Source organism: Enterobacter sp. I4, assembly GCF_022669095.1.
Lineage (GTDB): Bacteria > Pseudomonadota > Gammaproteobacteria > Enterobacterales > Enterobacteriaceae > Enterobacter > Enterobacter pasteurii.
Genome location: NZ_JALBUO010000003.1, coordinates 357,013 through 375,583 on the forward strand (window position 1 = coordinate 357,013; position 18,571 = coordinate 375,583).

General features: G+C 54.2%; 19 protein-coding genes and 1 pseudogene. 12 read left to right on the plus strand and 8 right to left on the minus strand.

The features are described from left to right. Positions 1 to 21: 21 nt before the first annotated feature. From MOQ06_RS20950 to arsC, 5 genes are all read left to right on the plus strand, one after another. Positions 22 to 480 (plus strand): hypothetical protein, encoded by a 459-nt coding sequence (locus tag MOQ06_RS20950; RefSeq protein ID WP_242174671.1) that lies wholly within the window; start codon positions 22 to 24, stop codon positions 478 to 480. A 411-nt stretch (positions 481 to 891) separates the two neighbouring features. Then, entirely contained in the window at positions 892 to 1,695 is an 804-nt protein-coding gene (locus tag MOQ06_RS20955) for a DUF3800 domain-containing protein (protein ID WP_242174673.1), read from the plus strand. 646 nt (positions 1,696 to 2,341) lie between these two features. Then, complete coding sequence (locus tag MOQ06_RS20960; protein WP_242174674.1) at positions 2,342 to 2,662, plus strand: metalloregulator ArsR/SmtB family transcription factor; 321 nt, start codon at positions 2,342 to 2,344, stop codon at positions 2,660 to 2,662. A 40-nt stretch (positions 2,663 to 2,702) separates the two neighbouring features. Further along, complete coding sequence (locus tag MOQ06_RS20965) at positions 2,703 to 3,992, plus strand: arsenic transporter (RefSeq protein WP_242174675.1); 1,290 nt, start codon at positions 2,703 to 2,705, stop codon at positions 3,990 to 3,992. A gap of 12 nt (positions 3,993 to 4,004) precedes the next feature. Beyond that, complete coding sequence (arsC, locus tag MOQ06_RS20970; RefSeq protein WP_242174676.1) at positions 4,005 to 4,436, plus strand: glutaredoxin-dependent arsenate reductase; 432 nt, start codon at positions 4,005 to 4,007, stop codon at positions 4,434 to 4,436. Between the two features lie 18 nt (positions 4,437 to 4,454). Here arsC and MOQ06_RS20975 read toward each other — a convergent pair whose 3' ends face one another. Further along, positions 4,455 to 5,012, minus strand: a complete 558-nt coding sequence (locus MOQ06_RS20975) for a TetR family transcriptional regulator (RefSeq protein ID WP_242174677.1) — start codon at positions 5,010 to 5,012, stop codon at positions 4,455 to 4,457. Positions 5,013 to 5,094: 82 nt separating this feature from the next. Here MOQ06_RS20975 and MOQ06_RS20980 point away from each other — a divergent pair, with 82 nt between their 5' ends. Beyond that, positions 5,095 to 6,309, plus strand: coding sequence for an MFS transporter (locus MOQ06_RS20980; protein ID WP_242174678.1), 1,215 nt, complete (start codon positions 5,095 to 5,097; stop codon positions 6,307 to 6,309). After that, positions 6,299 to 7,111: a Cof-type HAD-IIB family hydrolase gene (locus tag MOQ06_RS20985; protein WP_242174686.1), complete on the plus strand. Its 813-nt coding sequence runs from the start codon at positions 6,299 to 6,301 to the stop codon at positions 7,109 to 7,111. The genes MOQ06_RS20980 and MOQ06_RS20985 overlap by 11 nt, the downstream gene beginning before the upstream one ends. Positions 7,112 to 7,157: 46 nt before the next feature. Here MOQ06_RS20985 and MOQ06_RS20990 read toward each other — a convergent pair whose 3' ends face one another. Continuing rightward, complete coding sequence (locus MOQ06_RS20990; protein ID WP_242174688.1) at positions 7,158 to 8,390, minus strand: MFS transporter; 1,233 nt, start codon at positions 8,388 to 8,390, stop codon at positions 7,158 to 7,160. A 167-nt stretch (positions 8,391 to 8,557) separates the two neighbouring features. Between MOQ06_RS20990 and MOQ06_RS20995 the strand changes: the two genes are divergently transcribed. The 3 genes from MOQ06_RS20995 to deoR all read left to right on the plus strand — a co-directional run bounded on the left by MOQ06_RS20995 (position 8,558) and on the right by deoR (position 10,728). Continuing rightward, positions 8,558 to 9,286: a phosphatase PAP2 family protein gene (locus MOQ06_RS20995; RefSeq protein ID WP_193356582.1), complete on the plus strand. Its 729-nt coding sequence runs from the start codon at positions 8,558 to 8,560 to the stop codon at positions 9,284 to 9,286. Positions 9,287 to 9,293: 7 nt separating this feature from the next. Then, entirely contained in the window at positions 9,294 to 9,902 is a 609-nt protein-coding gene (ybjG, locus tag MOQ06_RS21000) for an undecaprenyl-diphosphate phosphatase (protein WP_148418698.1), read from the plus strand. Positions 9,903 to 9,969: 67 nt separating this feature from the next. Next, on the plus strand, positions 9,970 to 10,728 hold the full coding sequence (deoR, locus tag MOQ06_RS21005; protein WP_242174690.1) for a DNA-binding transcriptional repressor DeoR: 759 nt from the start codon (positions 9,970 to 9,972) through the stop codon (positions 10,726 to 10,728). Positions 10,729 to 10,795: 67 nt separating this feature from the next. Here the strand turns inward: deoR and dacC are convergent, their stop codons facing one another. Beyond that, entirely contained in the window at positions 10,796 to 12,001 is a 1,206-nt protein-coding gene (dacC, locus tag MOQ06_RS21010) for a serine-type D-Ala-D-Ala carboxypeptidase (protein WP_242174692.1), read from the minus strand. 243 nt (positions 12,002 to 12,244) lie between these two features. Between dacC and MOQ06_RS21015 the strand changes: the two genes are divergently transcribed. Continuing rightward, complete coding sequence (locus tag MOQ06_RS21015; RefSeq protein WP_148418695.1) at positions 12,245 to 12,871, plus strand: glutathione S-transferase family protein; 627 nt, start codon at positions 12,245 to 12,247, stop codon at positions 12,869 to 12,871. On the opposite strand, the gene MOQ06_RS21020 is transcribed toward MOQ06_RS21015, so the two are convergent. From MOQ06_RS21020 to MOQ06_RS21040, 5 genes and pseudogenes are all read right to left on the minus strand, one after another. Beyond that, positions 12,872 to 13,990: a PQQ-dependent sugar dehydrogenase gene (locus tag MOQ06_RS21020; RefSeq protein ID WP_242174693.1), complete on the minus strand. Its 1,119-nt coding sequence runs from the start codon at positions 13,988 to 13,990 to the stop codon at positions 12,872 to 12,874. A gap of 106 nt (positions 13,991 to 14,096) precedes the next feature. After that, the gene (bssR, locus tag MOQ06_RS21025; RefSeq protein WP_242174694.1) at positions 14,097 to 14,480 is read right to left on the minus strand and encodes a biofilm formation regulator BssR; all 384 of its coding nucleotides are present in this window, start codon (positions 14,478 to 14,480) and stop codon (positions 14,097 to 14,099) included. 392 nt (positions 14,481 to 14,872) lie between these two features. Next, positions 14,873 to 15,123: pseudogene (locus tag MOQ06_RS21030) on the minus strand (bacteriocin immunity protein). Continuing rightward, positions 15,117 to 15,371 carry a hypothetical protein gene (locus MOQ06_RS21035; RefSeq protein WP_242174695.1) on the minus strand — a complete coding sequence of 85 codons (255 nt, stop codon included), beginning with the start codon at positions 15,369 to 15,371 and terminating at the stop codon, positions 15,117 to 15,119. Before MOQ06_RS21035 ends, MOQ06_RS21030 begins: the two are co-directional and overlap by 7 nt. After that, entirely contained in the window at positions 15,371 to 16,903 is a 1,533-nt protein-coding gene (locus tag MOQ06_RS21040) for a colicin E3/pyocin S6 family cytotoxin (RefSeq protein ID WP_277932330.1), read from the minus strand. Before MOQ06_RS21040 ends, MOQ06_RS21035 begins: the two co-directional genes overlap by 1 nt. A gap of 265 nt (positions 16,904 to 17,168) precedes the next feature. Between MOQ06_RS21040 and rimO the strand changes: the two genes are divergently transcribed. Continuing rightward, positions 17,169 to 18,494, plus strand: coding sequence for a 30S ribosomal protein S12 methylthiotransferase RimO (gene rimO / locus MOQ06_RS21045; protein WP_193356585.1), 1,326 nt, complete (start codon positions 17,169 to 17,171; stop codon positions 18,492 to 18,494). Positions 18,495 to 18,571: the final 77 nt, after the last annotated feature.

Consider the following 18,571-nt stretch of genomic DNA (forward strand, 5'->3'; position numbering starts at 1 on the left):
AAGTCATTTATGAGAAAAAACATGAAATTCACCTTTGGTTTACCCTGGCATATTCCCGCCGCTATATTCCTTGTTTTATTCTTGGTTACTCTACTCCAGGTTTTAATCGATATTGAGGGTTATAAAAGCCTTCTTAACTTTCTTTGTGCTATTTTCGCGCTATCAACTATATTGGGTTCAAAGCTTATCCTCTTGGGTAGATTTGATTATTGGAAAAATATTTTAAATGCGTTGTGGAACACAGAGGCTACTTTTGTTTTCTTTTTTGGCGTGTATAAAATTTTCGAATTCTCATCCAAGGGAAAAAGCGCCTCCGAAATCATCGGGTACTGGGCTATCGATCATCCTATACAATTCATTATTAGTGTTTGCTTATTAAGCACAATAATCATAATGAGAATGTCTTTCTCTATAGCGGAAGTCTTTAAAAAAGAAATCATTGAATACTCTAAAAGCAAAGATAACATTGAATCATTATAACAAAGAATATAGACCCTCAAAATTTTTGAAACTGCTACTCATGTAAAATAATTATAGCAAACTCAAATGCATCCCTATATTTAATCAAAAAGTTATATGCATCTACATACTAATTAAGTTGATACCTCTCTACGCCATCCCACTTCGTATAAAGGTTCTCATTTATTTACATGACGGGCTTGAAACACGTCGTGGGTGCTCCATTACGATCCTTTTTAGATCATGCAAATCTATGCACCATTCGGCACTTATAAATAACACGAATTCCGTCATGCCCCCGCAAAACCAAAGTCACTCAAGCCTGCGTTTGATTGCCTCGACATTAATTGAATTAAACTGATCCTTATCAACCACTTAGTGATGTGGTTAAATCATAATCCTACTCTGAAATGTCACTGATGAAGGAAAAGCATGGACACAACTGATCCTGGAAAGCTGATCTGGCATGTCGCCTGCGATGAGTCAGGCATTGATGGTCAGCGATTTTACGGATTTGGCAGCCTATGGATGAAGTACCAAAGGCGTGGGGATTTCGTGCGTATCGTTCGTGATCTTAGGGTAAAGCATAACTGTAGCGATGAAATAAAGTGGCAGAAAGCTCATTCAAAACGAAATGCGGCTTTTTATCATGACCTCCTTGAAATGTTCTTCAAACACCAATGGCTGGCGTTCCACTGCATCATTGTTGAAAAATCAAAAGTAGAGAAATCCTTCCATGGTGGCGATTATGATCTGGCTATGCGTAAACATTTTGGCAAGCTGCTTGAAACTAAAATAGGTAACGTTATCAAGGCTCATCCAAACAGGGAATGTGAGTTCCGTGTGGAAGTAGATCCACTCCCATCACGATATAAAAAAGCTGATGAGGCGTTTGAAGTTATCACTAATCACATGCTAGCAAGAAAATTTGGACGTAAGGACATTATCAAGAGCGTCGTTACGAAGGATTCAAAATCCTCTGAACATATCCAAATTGCAGATTTTCTTTTAGGCGCAGTGATGTGCGCGTATCAAGGAAAAGCAACTTCGGAAGCCAAGCTGGCAGTTACAAACAAAGTTGCTTCTTATTTGGGCTGGGATTCACTTATGTATGATACATGGCCAAAAGAGCGCAAATTCAATATTTGGCTTTTTTTTGACAAGTCGAAAGGACCGAGAGATATTCTTACCAGAGATGTAAATTTGAAGTATGAATTACCTAAACCTAAAAAATAGAGCCGACCTCACAGCCGGCACGGTTGGAGTCCCAGTCACTCGACGAAGTTACCAACTAGGCGGTATCGACTTTCGGGGGGCCGCCTCTAATTCCCCAAAACCCAAAATTCAGTTCACTGATAGTAGCGTTTTGAAGTTTTAAACTCAACAAAATGCATAAAATTCATGTTGTAAGGTATATTACACTTAATTATCGCTTTCAAGTGAGAAATCACAAATATGTACTTCAGTGTTATCTTAAAGAGTAATCGCAGCGCCCTTGTCATCAACGCCATAGTCAGAGCTAGCGACAATCTGTATGTGTAAGTTCTATCTGTCAGCTGAGCAATTGGCTTAATGAATATATCGTTCACAACTCGCTCTCAACTACACGGTTATACATACAGCAAAAAATATACTTTTTAACGCTAAAAAAATCTTAAAATTACCTAATGCATTGATTTATAAGAATAAAAGTCATAACATTCTAGCATAACTGAAGCCATTAATTTTTCTCCTTCAGACGCTGGTTCATGTAAAGGTGCGCAACCCAACCCCCAGACGGCGAGACTGTCAACTCGCAGCATCATATCAACTTCCGCTTTTCTTCAGCAATCAAAATACATATGATTAAACGCATATAAACATTACGCCTGTAGGAACTACCATGCTCTACCCGCTCCAACTCTTCAAAACCCTCTCCGACGAAACGCGGCTCTCCATCGTCATGCTTCTGCGTGAAGCGGGGGAGCTGTGCGTCTGCGATCTCTGCTCCGCCACCGGCGAGCCGCAGCCGAAAGTCTCCCGCCATATGGCGTTACTCCGGGAGTCCGGGCTGGTCATCGATCGCCGGGAGGGAAAATGGGTCCATTACCGGTTATCTCCGAACATGCCCGCGTGGGCAGCGTCCGTTATCGATAACAGCTGGAACTGCCTGCGGGAAGAGACCCGCCTGAAGCTGAAAAGCAACCTTCCGGGTGCGTGCTAAGAAAAATACATTCACAAAAGCAGATATAACGGAGTAGACGATGTTTCTGGCAGGGGCGATTTTTTTATTCACACTGGTGCTGGTCATCTGGCAACCCAGAGGGCTCAGCATCGGCTGGAGCGCGACCATTGGCGCCGCGCTGGCGCTGGCGAGCGGCGTTATCCACGTTAACGATATACCGGTGGTCTGGAATATTGTCTGGAACGCCACGGCCACGTTTATCGCGGTGATCGTTATCAGCCTGCTGCTGGATGAGTCCGGCTTTTTCGAGTGGGCGGCGCTGCACGTTGCCCGCTGGGGAAACGGTCGGGGGCGGCTGCTGTTTACCTGGATCGTGCTGCTGGGGGCGGCCGTTGCGGCGCTGTTCGCCAATGACGGTGCGGCGCTGATCCTGACGCCTATCGTTATCGCCATGCTGCTGGCGCTCGGGTTTAGCAAGCAGGCGACGCTGGCGTTTGTGATGGCGGCAGGCTTTATCGCCGATACCGCCAGCCTGCCGCTGATTGTATCCAACCTGGTCAACATTGTGTCGGCAGACTTCTTTACGCTGGGGTTCAGCGAATACGCCTCGGTGATGATCCCGGTTGATATCGCCGCGATTGCCGCAACGCTGGTCATGCTGCACCTGTTCTTTCGCAAGGACATTCCTCCGACGTACGATCTGTCGAAACTCCGGGAGCCGGCGCGGGCCATTAACGATCTGCCAACCTTCAGAACGGGCTGGATCGTCCTTGTATTACTCCTGATCGGCTTCTTTGTGCTTGAGCCTCTCGGCATTCCCGTCAGCGCCATCGCGAGTGCGGGCGCGCTGATTTTGTTTGCCGTCGCAAAACGCGGGCACGCGATTGATACCGGTAAGGTGCTGCGCGGCGCGCCGTGGCAGATCGTTATCTTCTCGCTGGGGATGTACCTGGTGGTGTATGGCCTGCGCAACGCCGGGCTGACGGAGTCTCTCTCCGGCGTTCTGGATCGCTTAGCCGGTTACGGGCTCTGGGCCACCACGCTGGGAACCGGATTTATCACCGCCTTCCTGTCGTCCATAATGAACAATATGCCAACGGTGCTGATTGGCGCCCTCTCCATTGAAGGCAGCTCGGCAACGGGATTGATTAAAGAGGCGATGATTTACGCTAACGTGATTGGCTGCGATCTGGGACCGAAAATCACGCCGGTCGGCAGCCTTGCCACTTTGCTCTGGCTCCATGTGCTGACGCAAAAGAACATGACGATCGGCTGGGGCTACTATTTTCGGACGGGCATTATAATGACGCTGCCGGTCCTGTTTGTAACGCTCGCCGCGCTGGCGTTACGTCTCTCCGTCACACTGTAGTGAGTACCTGATATGAGCAACATTACCATCTACCACAACCCGGCCTGCGGCACGTCGCGCAATACGCTGGAGATGATCCGCAACAGCGGCACCGAACCCGAAATTATTTTGTATCTCGAGACTCCGCCCTCTCGCGACGAGCTGGTGACGCTGCTTGCCGACATGGGTATTGCCCCCCGTGACCTGCTGCGAAAAAACGTCGAGCCTTATGACCAGCTGGGCCTGGCGGAAGACAGGTTTAACGACAGCCAGCTCGTTGACTACATGCTGCAATATCCGATCCTGATCAATCGCCCGATCGTCGTTACCCCGCTGGGAACGAGGCTGTGTCGCCCCTCGGAGCGCGTGCTGGATATTCTGCCCGACGCCCAAAAAGGGGCGTTTACCAAAGAGGATGGCGAAGCGGTCGTGGACGCTTCTGGTCAAAAAATTAAGGGCCGCTAACGTCGCGGCGCCCTGCCGTTAAGCGCTGGGCGCCTGCTCCCGCGCAATACGGCCCACCATCACCCGGATTTCCTCCCGGGTTAAGGGCGCGCGGTCGGTTACAAAATGCAGGGTCATCCCTTCGATAAACGCGTCCAGCGCGCGGGCGGTGGCCGGATCAAACCACTGCTCAAGCGTGGTCTGACTCATCTTCATCCAGTCCTGCATGACCGTGCGCAGCGCGTTGCTGCGGTGCATAAAGGCATATAGCTGGTACATCAGCGCCATATTGTGCGGGGTGGTCACCGCTGAGCTGTGGATCAGCGTGGTTATCGCCTCGCACGCCCTCTCCCGCCCGGTAACGCCTGCAAAGAAATCCCGGTACTGCTGCGACATCTGCTGCGTAAACCAGGTGAACGCCTCTTCCAGCAGCGGCTCCATACCGTCGAAATAGTAGGTCATCGATCCCAGCGGCACGCCTGCGCAGGTTGCAATCTTGCGGTGCGTGACGGCGTGAATACCGTGCTCGGCGATGGTGTCCAGCGTCGCCTGGAGGATCTTCTCCCGACGGTTGGGGTCGTTCGGTGGTCTGCTCATAAAATCCTCATCCGGTTTGTGTACAAATGTACACAAAGTTGCTAGTGTTGTCGCTATCGTTGTACTTCTGGTGCTGACCCCAATGACGCTGACTTCTCCTCGCAAAGCCCTGCAACTTCGCATGTGGGCGCTGTTTATGTTCTTCTTTATCCCCGGGCTGCTGATGGCCTCCTGGGCGACGCGCACGCCCGCAATCCGCGATACGCTCTCCGTCTCCACGGCGGAAATGGGGATTGTACTGTTTGGCCTGTCGATTGGCTCGATGAGCGGCATCCTGTGTTCGGCCTGGCTGGTGAAGCGCTTTGGCACCCGCACGGTGATCCGCACCACCATGTGCTTCGCCGTGGTCGGTATGCTCGCGCTGAGCGTGGCGCTGTGGTTTGCCTCCCCCCTGATGTTCGCCCTCGGACTGATGGTGTTCGGCGGCAGCTTTGGAGCGGCAGAAGTGGCCATTAACGTTGAAGGAGCCGCCGTCGAGCAGGAGATGAACAAAACGGTGCTGCCGATGATGCATGGCTTTTACAGCCTCGGCACGCTGGCGGGCGCGGGCGTGGGGATGGCGCTGACGGCGCTGGGCATTGCCGCCAATGTGCACATATTACTGGCGGCGCTGGTCTGCATTATCCCCATTCTCACCGGCATCCGGGCTATTCCCGCCGGTACGGGACAAAACGCCTCGGATGAACAAAAGTCTGCGGCAAAAGGGTTGCCCTTCTACCGCGATCTCCAGCTGATGCTGATTGGCGTGGTGGTGCTGGCGATGGCGTTTGCGGAAGGCTCCGCCAACGACTGGCTTCCGCTGCTGATGGTGGACGGGCACGGCTTTAGCCCCACCTCCGGCTCGCTGATATATGCCGGCTTTACGCTCGGTATGACCGTCGGACGCTTTACCGGCGGCTGGTTTATCGACCGCTACAGCCGCGTCGCGGTGGTGCGCGCCAGCGCCCTGCTGGGCGGGCTGGGCATCGCGATGATTATCTTTGTGGACGTAGACTGGATTGCCGGCGTGTCCGTGATCCTGTGGGGGCTGGGCGCCTCTCTCGGCTTCCCGCTGACCATTTCTGCCGCCAGCGATACCGGCCCGGATGCGCCAACCCGCGTAAGCGTCGTGGCGACCACCGGCTACCTTGCTTTCCTGGTGGGGCCGCCGCTGCTTGGGTTCCTCGGCGAGCACTACGGGTTGCGCAGCGCCATGCTGGTGGTATTAGGGTTAGTGATTATTGCCGCACTGGTGGCGCGCGCGGTGGCAAAACCGGACGCTGAACAAACGACAATGGAGAAGGGATATGAGCGTTAAGCTGATTGCAGTCGACATGGATGGCTCCTTCCTGAGCGATGCGAAAACCTACAATCGGGCGCGTTTTCTGGCGCAGTACGCGCGCATGAAGGCGCAAGGCATTCGTTTTGTGGTGGCCAGCGGAAACCAGTACTACCAGCTGATCTCGTTTTTCCCGGAGATCGCCCACGAGATCGCCTTTGTCGCCGAAAACGGCGGCTGGGTCGTTGATGCCGGTGAAGATGTGTTTAACGGCGAGCTGTCGAAAGAGCACTTTCTGACCGTCGCCACCCTGTTAAACGACGTCCCCGGCATTGAGATTATCGCCTGCGGAAAAAACAGCGCCTACACGCTGAAAACCTATGACGACCTCTTTAAAGAGATTGCCCTGAAGTACTATCACCGCCTTGAAAGCGTCAGCAGTTTCGACAACCTCAACGATATTTTCTTTAAGTTCGGGCTTAACGTCTCGGACGACGAAATACCGCGCATTCAGGCGCTGCTGCATGAAAAGCTCGGCGATATCATGGTGCCGGTGACCACCGGACACGGCAGTATCGACCTGATTATCCCCGGCGTGCATAAAGCTAACGGCCTGCGGATCCTTCAGGCGCGCTGGGGCATTAAGGACAGCGAGGTGGTGGCCTTTGGCGACAGCGGTAACGACGTGGAGATGTTGCGCCAGGCAGGGTATGGCTTCGCGATGGCCAATGCCAAACCGCACATTAAAGCGGTGGCCCGCTTTGAGGCGCCGAATAATAATGACGAAGGCGTGCTGGACGTGATTGATAAGGTGCTGAACGGGGAAGCGCCGTTTAACTGATTTCGTGCGCTCTGGTCCCCTCTCCCACCGGGAGAGGGAATAAGGATTACGGTTGCAGCGCGCTTCCTACGCGTTTGTCTTTAAGGAACACCACCATTAACCCTACCCACAGCACGCCGTTGGCGAGGTTGAACAGGCTGAACAGTCCGTTGCCGCCAAGCGCGTAAGCGTGCTTGCTCACCTCAATACCGACGGTGAAAATCAGCATTTGCAGCATGCCCATCGCGGCAGACACCGTGCCTTTACTCATTTCACTGGCGAACAGCGTCAGGCGCACCAGGCCGGCATTCGCCACGCCAATACCAAACGCGTAGACGCTTAGCCCCGCGGTCATCCAGAGGTAGGCATGAGACGAGGCCACGGTCGCCGCCGCCGCAATAATCAGCCCTGCCGTAATGGGCCAGCCGCCCATAATAATCAGCGAACGCACGGTGCGACGCGACGTCAGACGCGCCAGCACCAGGTTACCGATAATCAGCGCGCCGAAAATCGGCACCTGCAACAGGCCATACTCATAGCTGCTAAGCTGCTCGCCGCTGATGATGATCACCGGCGACTGGGCAATCCACGCCAGCAGAGGCAGGCTGACGAAGCCCGTCGCCAGCGCGCCCGCCACAAAACGGCCGTTCTTCAGCACCGCTTTATAATCACGCCCCAGCTCTTTAAGCGAGAGCTTTTCTCCCAGGCGGGTGGCGGTCTCCGGCATCGCGCGGTGCAGACCAAAGAAGGAGACGGCCGCGAGCGCGGCAAAAAGCACAAACATCCCCTCCCACGGCGCAACGTGCACCCATGCGGCTCCCACCAGCGGACCCAGAAGCGGTGCAATCAGCGCCACGTTCGCCATCAGCGCGGTGATCTTGATGCACACCGCCTCCTCGAACGACTCCTGAATGGCGGCATAGCCCACGGCGCCGATAAAGCACAGGCTCACGCCCTGAAGGAAGCGCAGCAGGGTGAACTGCTCAATGTTTTGCGCCAGCAGCGTGGCGAGACAGGTAACGATAAACCACACTACGCCCGTCAGCATTACCGGACGGCGGCCAATACGATCCGACAGCGGCCCTAACAGCCACTGTAAAAACATGCCGCCCGCGAGATAGGCGGTCATGGATGTCGGCACCCACTCAATACCTGCGTTGTACTGCTCAACAACGGCCAGCATGCCAGGCTGGATCATGTCGTTGCCGATATAGGTAGAAAATTCGTAGAGCACCAGACACAGAGGAAAAAGTAACGCCTGACGACCCAGACGATTACCGGAAGAAGAACGGTTTATCATGCAATCTCTTTAGTATGAAAAAATCGCGATGAGTGTAATGAATTGCCGCTGTCTGAGATAGCACATTAACGTGAAATAACAGAAATAAAGCACTTATCGTTGTTGTTTAAGGTTTCCTTAAGTTGGCCTCTCTATGATAGGGCTATTTCACGCTACCGATCGAAATCATGACACACGTCGCCAGCCCTTCAGAATTATCTAAGTTACCGACAACTAAGACAAAACGACTTTACCGTTTGCCGACCCGCTTTTATGGTTATCAGCTTTTCGTGCTGATCGTTCTTGCCCTGCTTTTTACCTGGCTTTCGCGCGATGAATCGCTCGACCGGTGGATAACCGGCTTCTGGTATGACGCCGCGGCGCACCAGTTTCCGCTACAGCAAAACCCGCTGCTGGATCTGCTAAACCATCGGCTGGCGAAATACGTGGCCATTGCGCTGGCCGCCGTGGCGCTTATTTACGGTGCGTTCAGGCGCAATGCCAGGCTGGTAACGGCCGCGCTGCTGATGGGCCTGGGAGCGCTGGTGGTCGGCGCGCTGAAAAGCCTGAGCCACCACAGCTGCCCGTGGGATCTGGTGGAGTATGGCGGCAAAGCCGTTTCGTACCCCCTGTTCAGCGCCGTTCCGGCAGACAGCGGGCCGGGGCGCTGCTTTCCCGGCGGCCACGCCTCGAGCGGCTTTATGATTATGGGGCTGTTTTTTGCCTTCTGGCGCGAACGTCCGCGCCTGGCCTGGGCCTTCGTCGCGCTGGGTGCGGCGATGGGCCTTTTGATGGGCTTCGGGCAGGTGATGCGCGGGGCACATTTTTTCTCTCACAACCTGTGGGCCGGGTGGTGGGTCTGGTTTTCCCAGGTGCTGGCTTACGGGCTGGTTTCTACCTGGTTTGCTAAAGAGTAACGATACTATGTTAGAGAATCTGAACTACGAACTGTTTTACCTGCTCAACGCCACGCCGTCGTCACCGGAATGGATGATTGACCTCGCCACCTTCATTGCGAAGGATGTGATCAGCATTGTACCGGCTCTCGCCGCGATCCTCTGGCTATGGGGGCCACGCACACAGGTTACCGCGCAGCGCCATCTGGTGATCAAAATGGCGATGGCGATCGGCGTCAGCGTACTGGCAAGCTACGCGCTGGGCCACGCCTTCCCGCACGACCGGCCGTTTGTCGAACGCGTCGGCTACAACTTCCTGCACCATGCGCCGGATGACTCGTTCCCGAGCGATCACGGCACGGTTATTTTCACCTTCGCGCTGGCGTTCCTGTTCTGGCATCGCCTGTGGTCCGGGGCGGTGCTGATGGGAGTGGCGCTCGCCATCGCCTGGTCCCGCGTATACCTGGGCGTGCACTGGCCGCTGGATATGGTCGGCGGTTTCCTGGTCGGACTGATGGGCTGCGTCAGCGCGGCCATCATGTGGAGCCTCTTTGGTCCGGCGCTTTATCGTGGATTATCACAGGCCTATCGCGTTCTGTTTGCCCTCCCGATCCGCAAAGGCTGGATACGTGACTAACCCCGGTCCGTCAGGTTACACTTGAGCCCCCGCCCTGCGGGGGCTCACTTTTTTAGCCCGAGGATCTATGGAAACACGCCGCGATGACCGCATTGCTCAGCTGCTCCAGGCGCTGAAGCGCAGCGATAAGCTGCATCTCAAGGAAGCCGCCAGCCTGCTCGGCGTGTCTGAAATGACCATTCGCCGCGATCTGAACAGCGACAGCGCTCCCGTTGTGCTGCTGGGTGGATATATCGTCCTTGAACCGCGTAGCGCCAGCCACTACCTGTTAAGCGATCAAAAAACGCGGCTGGTGGAAGAGAAGCGCAAAGCCGCGCGGCTCGCCGCCTCGCTGGTGCAGCCGCATCAAACGCTGTTTTTTGACTGCGGAACAACTACCCCGTGGATCATCGAGGCCATCGACAGCACCCTTCCTTTTACCGCCGTCTGTTATTCCCTGAACACCTTTCTGGCGCTACAGGAGAAACCGGCGTGCCGGGTGATTTTATGCGGCGGTGAGTTTCACGCCAGCAATGCCATCTTCAAGCCGCTGAACATTCAGGACACGCTCAGCAACCTCTGCCCGGATATCGCCTTTTACTCTGCGGCGGGCGTGAACGTGCAGCAGGGGGCGACCTGTTTTAACCTCGAAGAGCTGCCGGTAAAACACTGGGCGCTTAACGCCGCGCAGCACCACGTGCTGGTGGTTGACCACAGTAAGTTTGGCAAGGTGCGCCCGGCAAGGATGGGGGAACTGTCGCGCTTCGACGCCATCGTGAGCGATTGCCGACCGGATGAAGAGCTGGTGGCGTACGCGAAAGCGCAGCAGGTCAAGCTGATGTATTAAGCGGGGTGCGGCCTGCTGCCCTCACCCCGGCCCTCTTCCACAGGGAGAGGGAGAAAACCCATAAGATTTAGCTAAACCAGCTGCCGAACCATCCGTGGAATTTCATCAGGACGAAATCCCACATCCGGCTGAAGAAGCCGCCCTCTTCCACCGCTTCCATCACCACCAGCGGACGCTGTTCAATCGACTTACCGTTGAGCTGGAAATCAATCGTCCCGACCACCTGGCCTTTTTTCAGCGGCGCGGTGAGCTGCGGATCGGTCAGGGTATAGCTGGCTTTCAGGTTTTTCAGCTGGCCGCGAGGAATGGTCACGGAACCGGCTTCACCCGCCCCCAGGCTCACTTCGCGCTTGTCGCCAAACCAGACGCGCTGGCTTACAAAGGTGGCGTCCGGCTTAATCGGCGTGACGGTTTCAAAGAAGCGGAAGCCCCATGTCAGCAGCTTTTCTGATTCGTTAAAGCGAATGCGGTCGGTTTTAGTGCCCAGCACCACCGAAATCAGGCGCATATCGCCCTGGGTTGCGGAGGCCACGAGGTTATATCCCGCCCCGGCGGTTGTCCCCGTTTTCATACCGTCCACGTTAACGTTGCTGCTCCACAGCAGGCGGTTACGGTTAGGCTGGCGAATATTGTTGAAGGTAAACTCTTTCTCTTTATGGATGGCGTATTCATCCGGAACGTCATGGATCAGCGCTTTGCCCAGCAGCGCCATATCACGCGCGGTACTGAACTGACCCGGCGCGTCCAGGCCGTGAACGGTTTTAAACGTGGTGTTGGTCAGGCCCAGCTTTTGCGCGTAGCCGTTCATTAAGCCAATAAATGAATCCTGACTGCCCGCCACGTAATCGGCCAGCGCGATACAGGCATCATTTCCTGACTGAATAATGACCCCCTTATTCAGATCGGAAACGGAAACCTGGTCGCCGGGCTTCAGGAACATAACGGACGAGCCTCGCAGCGCCGGGTTGCCGGTCGCCCAGGCGTCTTTCCCGACGGTGACCATGTCATCCAGCTTGATCTTGCCCGCTTTCAGCGCCTGGCCAACCACATAGCTGGTCATTATTTTCGTCAGGCTCGCCGGGTCGAGTTTTTCGTCGGCGTTACCCTCTGCCAGCACTTTTCCACTGGCGTAATCCATCAGGATCCAGGCGCGCGCATCGACAGGTGGCGCTTCGGGCGCCGCCTGTTCCGCCGCATAGAGCGTTGGGGCAAAAAGGAAAAGCAGCGCCGAGCCTGCCGCCAGGCTGCGCAGAGAAGAAGTTTTTTGCGTCATAAATGCCACCCGAGTGTCCATTCTAAAAATCACGTCACAATCACCGTGTCGCAAGAAGCGATGAGTAATAGCGCACTACAGCGTTCAAAGAAACCTGTTCCAGGTAAAGTTTTTAAAGTTTATGCAATAACATTCAGATACGCTTTGATTACGGCGTTTTTTTTAGCATCTGTTGCGTAATTGTTAGGTTTATCTCACCATGGCAAAAAGCTGATTCGGATTCACATCTCATCGGGAGTAAATATGATTACGCTGTGGGGCAGGAACAATTCGACAAACGTGAAGAAAGTGCTCTGGACGCTGGAGGAGCTGGATTTACCGTTCAATCAAATCATGGCCGGATTGTCGTTCGGCGTGAATAAGGACGCTGACTATCTGGCGATGAACCCAAACGGGCTGGTGCCGCTGCTGCGTGATGACGAGACGGACGCCACGCTGTGGGAGTCCAATACCATTGTGCGTTACCTTGCCGCTCAGTACGGCCAGGGCCGCCTGTGGGTAGAAAACCCGGCCAGGCGCGCCCAGGGTGAAAAATGGATGGACTGGGCAAACCAGACGCTTTCCCCAACCCACCGCGTGATCCTGATGGGGCTGATCCGCACGCCGGAAGCTGAACGTGACTATCCAGCCATTCACGCCGCGCAGGACGCCTGCGAATCGCTGTTTGCCATGATGGACGACGAACTGGCGAAGCACGCTTGGTTCTCCGGCGACGCGTTTGGCGTGGGCGATATCGCCGTCGCCCCTTTTGTCTGGAACCTGACCAATATGGGGCTGAGCTGGGCCCCGCGCCCGCACCTTGAGCGCTGGATCCGCCAGCTAAGCGAACGTCCGGCTTACCGTAACGTGGTGATGATCCCGGTGAGCTGATTACGCGCCGGACGGGCTGACCTTCAGCAGCTGCCCGTCCGTCTCGTCGGTCAGCACGTACAGATAGCCATCCGGTCCCACGCGCACGTCGCGAATACGCTGATTTTTATCACCAAGAATGCGCCCGTCCTCCGTCACCTTATTGCCATCCACGCTCAGCACGATGATGTCTTTCTCCTTCAGCGCGCCAATAAACAGCTTGTTTTTCCACTGCGGGAAAACGTCGCTATTGTAGAAGGCCATACCGCTGACGGCCGGCGAGACCTTCCAGACAAACAGCGGCTTTTCCGTGCCCTCAACGTGCTCGCCTTTCGCTTCCGGGATTTTCAGGCCGCTGTAGTTGATCCCGTGGGTCGCCATCGGCCAGCCGTAGTTTTTCCCCTTCTCAGGAATGTTAATCTCATCCCCGCCGCGCGGGCCGTGTTCGTTGAGCCACAGCGTGTCGCTCCACGGGTTCATCGCCATCCCCTGCGGATTACGAATGCCGTAAGACCAGATTTCGGGGCGCGCCCCGGCGGTATTCACAAACGGGTTATCCGGCGGCACTTTCCCGTCTTCCGTCAGGCGCACCACCTTGCCCTGAAGCTTATCCAGATCCTGCGCCGTCGGGCGCTGGTTGTTTTCACCCAGGCCAATAAAGAGGTGGCCTTTGCCGTCAAACACCAGCCGTCCGCCAAAGTGGTTGCCGGTGGAGAGCTTCGGCATCTGGCGGAACACCACCTGGAATCCCTCAATGCGCGACAGATCATCGCTAAGCCGCCCGTAGCCCACCGCGGTACCCGCCTTCCCGTCATTACCTGCCTCGGCGAAGCTTAGCCAGACCCGCCGCGACCGTTCAAAATCCGGGGCCAGCACCACATCCAGCAGGCCGCCCTGGCCGCTCGCCCACACCTTCGGCACGCCAACAATCGGATCGGAGAGCCCTTTCCCTGCCTGCCAGTGCTTAAGCTGCCCGTCCTTTAGCGTGACCAGCAGCCCCTTATTGTCCGGAAGAAAAGCCAGCGACCAGGGGTGATCGAGCCTGGTCTGTAACACCTCAACCTTTACCGATTCTGGCGCGGCAAGAAGCGAAACGGGGAATAGCAGTACGGGCAGGAAAATCAGTGAGGAACGAGGCATAACGCACTCCTTTATCGGCATATGGCTTAAAGATTAGCCACTGTTACCGGGCGCGTTAACACTTTTACAAAAGCTTAAGCAAAAGGGGGAGTCGCCTCCCCCGGGTTCATTGCCGGACAAGGGTTTCAGGCTTGTTCAGACACATGATGCAAAGAGAGAGCGTTGTCAGGCAGTTTTCAAGCTTCTCTGCGTTGACCGCAATAAAATTTGGGCAGTCGTGACGTCCGTTCATCAAACAAACCCCTGCTATGGAGAGCACCTCGGCGGAACGGCGCAGCGCCGTCAGCTCGCTGTCGGCGTATTGCGCTTTCAGGTCCGGTGCTTTTTCACGCATGTAATTGCAAAGTTCAAACAGGTTATCACGCAGATTTTCGCTTTCGCTGACTGACATATACCCTTTCGCCTTGCGGAGTTGCAGATAAGCAGCCAGGTCGAGTCGGGCGTTGATCAGCTTGTTAAGCAGATCGCGTTTCAGTCTGTCAACGGACATGCTATTTCCTCCTCTGTCAGCCATGGTACCACTTTCAGAATACGGTTAATTTTTGTACAATTTAATGCCCGGGATCAATAAACGTTAACTGATTAACATTATTTACAATGTTACAACGAATGGCGCATTCAACTGAGCCATAAAGAATGTATAAATCCCCCGCGATACGCTGTAAAATCCCGCCCTGATAATTCCATAATTGATGAATTTTTAACCTATGAGCAATGTTATGCACCAGCCGAAAATCGGCTTTGTCTCCCTGGGCTGCCCGAAAGTCTAAAATAATGCATTGCTGCCTTTTTGCTAATCCCCAGTATGATTGGCTTAGGCGAAAAAAAAGCCGGGATAAAACCCGGCGCTTGAATTAACATTTAATGCTGTCTCCGGCAAATTCATACTTCACGAAAGCCGGGTTTACCGTTGGCTTTACACCATTCTTTAACCTCTTCCCCCTTCAGGACAATCTTCACGGTCATCTCGGGGTAGAAGATAAGGTCAGACCCGTCAGGATGCTCGGTCAGGCGCTTAAATTCCAGTATGTTTTTTATATCTTCACTTTCTGAAGTGTCCGCAACGTTGAAGAATTTACGGACGAACTCCAGGAACTCGTTTCAGTGTAGTCACTGAGTGACCGCTTCAAGATGTTTCCCCGCCAGCGATTTGCACGATAGCGTCTTCCGAATAGAATTTTTCGCCGAGTAAATTTTCTAATTCCAATGCCTGTTTTTGGCTAACATTAAACCCTGCGATGCCTTTGACAAATGCATCTTCATCATCTGGCCCCCACCCCATAATAGCAGCAACGCCTTTCAGTTTGCTCTGAGGGATCTCGACCTCTAAAATCAATTCCTCGCTTTGTTTATCAAAAACTTCCACAGAATAGATTATCATTACTTTTCTACCTTTCTGGTTGGGTCTGCTGGCTTGGTTTGCTCACCTGTTATGTGATTGAACTCGCCTAAATGGTTACGGCCCGAACGATCATAAACTTCGACTGTCCCATGTTGAGAATCCCATTCGTAAATTTTACCTTTGGCATCTTTCCATCTTGCCCGAAGCTGTCCGCCACCTTGAATAGCTGTCTTACGGGGTGCTCTTTTCGCATCAGGGAATGCTGGTAATGGTGGGATCCCTTTTGGTGCGGTGTGGTATTTGTGATCCGCATTCAGATAGATATAAATCGGATCAAACGTCCCGGTAGGATGCACAAGAATATAATCCCGGAATGAACGTTCACCTGGTGAAAGAGTAACCGTTGACCACGGGCTGTTGATCTCACTTTCCGGGTAAACCAGCACGTTTGGCGGAATGTAGATGTTATCCTGATTGCCAGTGTTGGAAGGTGAAGCATATCCCGGATCGTCAGGTGTCCAGACGATTGTCGGCTTGCTTGCGCCATCTTCCCAAAACTCGTAATTTCCGGTGGTTGTGTTCTTCCGGAGCATACGCACCGGCACTTTATCCTGCCCGCCTCTGGCGCTGACGTGGAAACCTTTCGGTCTTATAGTGCCGTACTGGTCAGCTTCCCAGCGGAAACGTACACGGGTCGGAACATCTTCTTTATTTCGGGCGGCCTGCTCAAGCCGCATCCTGTCGATATAGTCCTGCTCACCGCTGTTGAGTTTTGGCGAGTAGAACATACCAAACAGAAAAACTGTTGTGGGATTGGGGGCTATCCAGCGACCAGCGGTTGCAAAATTCCCACCGATTTTTTGCAGTGCCGCATATCCGGTCTCGGTTGTTACACCTGTCGTGATCCCGATAGTTGTCGCGGCTCTTGCTGTCGCCATTCCTGCTGTCGCAGCGGCTTTGGTTGTGTCCGGGGAACTGAAAAGACGCTTATACCACGGGCGATTGTCTTCCGGGGGTGGTGTGGGTGCGGCTGGTTTGTATTTCTTTGCTGCCTGCGCGTGCTGAACAGGTTCTTCTATTGGTTGTTCTGCTTGAGGAGTTGCACGGTAATAGCCAGCATGACCGAAGTTATCAACGGATTCCTGATCGGTTCCTGCATCAGTGCAGCCTTCACCTCGCAAACATGATTTTGCAAAAACGGGTAGAGCACTCAGGGCAGCAATGGCAACAGCTTTGTTTACTGGAGGTTCTGACATACCGAACGGATCGCTGATCTCCACAGTGCCAGGGGCGATCAGGAAGTTCGATCCACCTGGACAGTCACAATGGATGATTGAACCATCAACGGCGACCGCTACGCCGTTCGTTTGTCGGTGATCTCCACTAACAATGACTCCGATTTTCCCACATTTCGGACAAGGTGTGGTCTTATCGCCGATATAGAGTTTCCACTTTCCCATGACAGACATACCAGGGCGTGCGGCTATGCATCGTGAGCCTGTGGAGGTTTTATCCCCGTCTAGCCCAACATTTTTACCGTGAACAATACAGCCTCTGTTTACAGATGCCATAGTGACCGCCTTAGTTCAGAAAATACTCTTTTGTACTGTTGCATAAGTCCCTCTACTTGTTATAAAAATAATCCACCTGGCCATTTTACAAGCAATAACCATACATTCACCAGGCATTAGTTCTAATCAAAACATCGTTTCTTAATCAGAAGAATCGGTTGGCACCGAAAACCTGCCGCGAGCACAATTCTTCAGTACAAATTCCCCCCCAAACTCTGTAGAATCCCTGCCCTGACCATCCCAAAAATCGAACAATTTTTAATCTATGAGCAATGTTATGCACCAGCCGAAAATCGGCTTTGTCTCCCTGGGCTGCCCGAAAAACCTGGTGGATTCCGAACGCATCCTGACTGAACTTCGCACCGAAGGCTATGACGTGGTGCCAAGCTACGACAACGCCGACATGGTGATCGTCAACACCTGCGGGTTCATCGACAGCGCGGTCCAGGAGTCGCTGGAAGCCATTGGTGAAGCCCTGACGGAAAACGGCAAGGTGATTGTTACCGGCTGCCTGGGTGCAAAAGTGGATCAGATCCGCGAGGTGCACCCGAAGGTGCTGGAGATCACCGGACCGCACAGCTACGAGCAGGTGCTGGAACATGTTCATCACTACGTACCAAAGCCAAAGCACAACCCGTTCCTGAGCCTGGTGCCGGAACAGGGCGTGAAGCTGACGCCGCGCCACTACGCGTACTTAAAAATTTCCGAAGGCTGCAACCACCGCTGCACCTTCTGCATCATCCCGTCGATGCGTGGCGATCTGGTAAGCCGTCCGATTGGTGAAGTGCTGGCAGAAGCCAAGCGCCTCGCCGATGCGGGCGTCAAGGAGCTGCTGGTCATCTCCCAGGACACCTCCGCCTACGGCGTGGACGTGAAGCACCGCGCCGGCTTCCACAACGGCGAGCCGGTGAAAACCAGCATGGTTGGCCTGTGCGAGCAGCTCGCTAAGCTCGGGATCTGGACGCGACTGCACTACGTCTACCCGTACCCGCACGTTGATGACGTGATCCCGCTGATGGCGGAAGGCAAAATCCTGCCGTACCTCGACATTCCGCTCCAGCACGCCAGCCCGCGTATTCTGAAGCTGATGAAGCGTCCTGGCTCCGTTGACCGCCAGCTGGCGCGCATCAAACAGTGGCGCGAAATCTGCCCTGACCTGACCCTGCGTTCCACCTTTATCGTCGGCTTCCCGGGTGAAACCGAAGAAGACTTCCAGATGCTGCTCGACTTCCTGAAGGAAGCGCGTCTGGATCGCGTAGGCTGCTTCAAGTACAGCCCGGTTGAAGGCGCAACCGCCAACGAGCTGGCGGATCAGGTACCGGAAGAGGTGAAAGAGGAGCGCTGGAACCGCTTTATGCAGCTGCAACAGCAGATCTCTGCTGAACGCCTGCAGGAGAAAGTGGGCCGCGAGATTCTGGTCATCATCGACGAGGTGGATGAAGAAGGCGCGATTGGCCGCAGCATGGCGGACGCCCCTGAAATCGACGGCGCGGTGTATCTGAACGGTGAAACCAGCGTCAAGCCGGGCGACATCATCCGCGTGAAGGTTGAAAACGCCGACGAATATGACCTGTGGGGCAGCCGGGTTTAATTTCTACCCCCTCACCTCAGGAAACAGACCGCACCGATCAGTCCCCTCTCCCCTCTGGGGAGAGGGTTAGGGTGAGG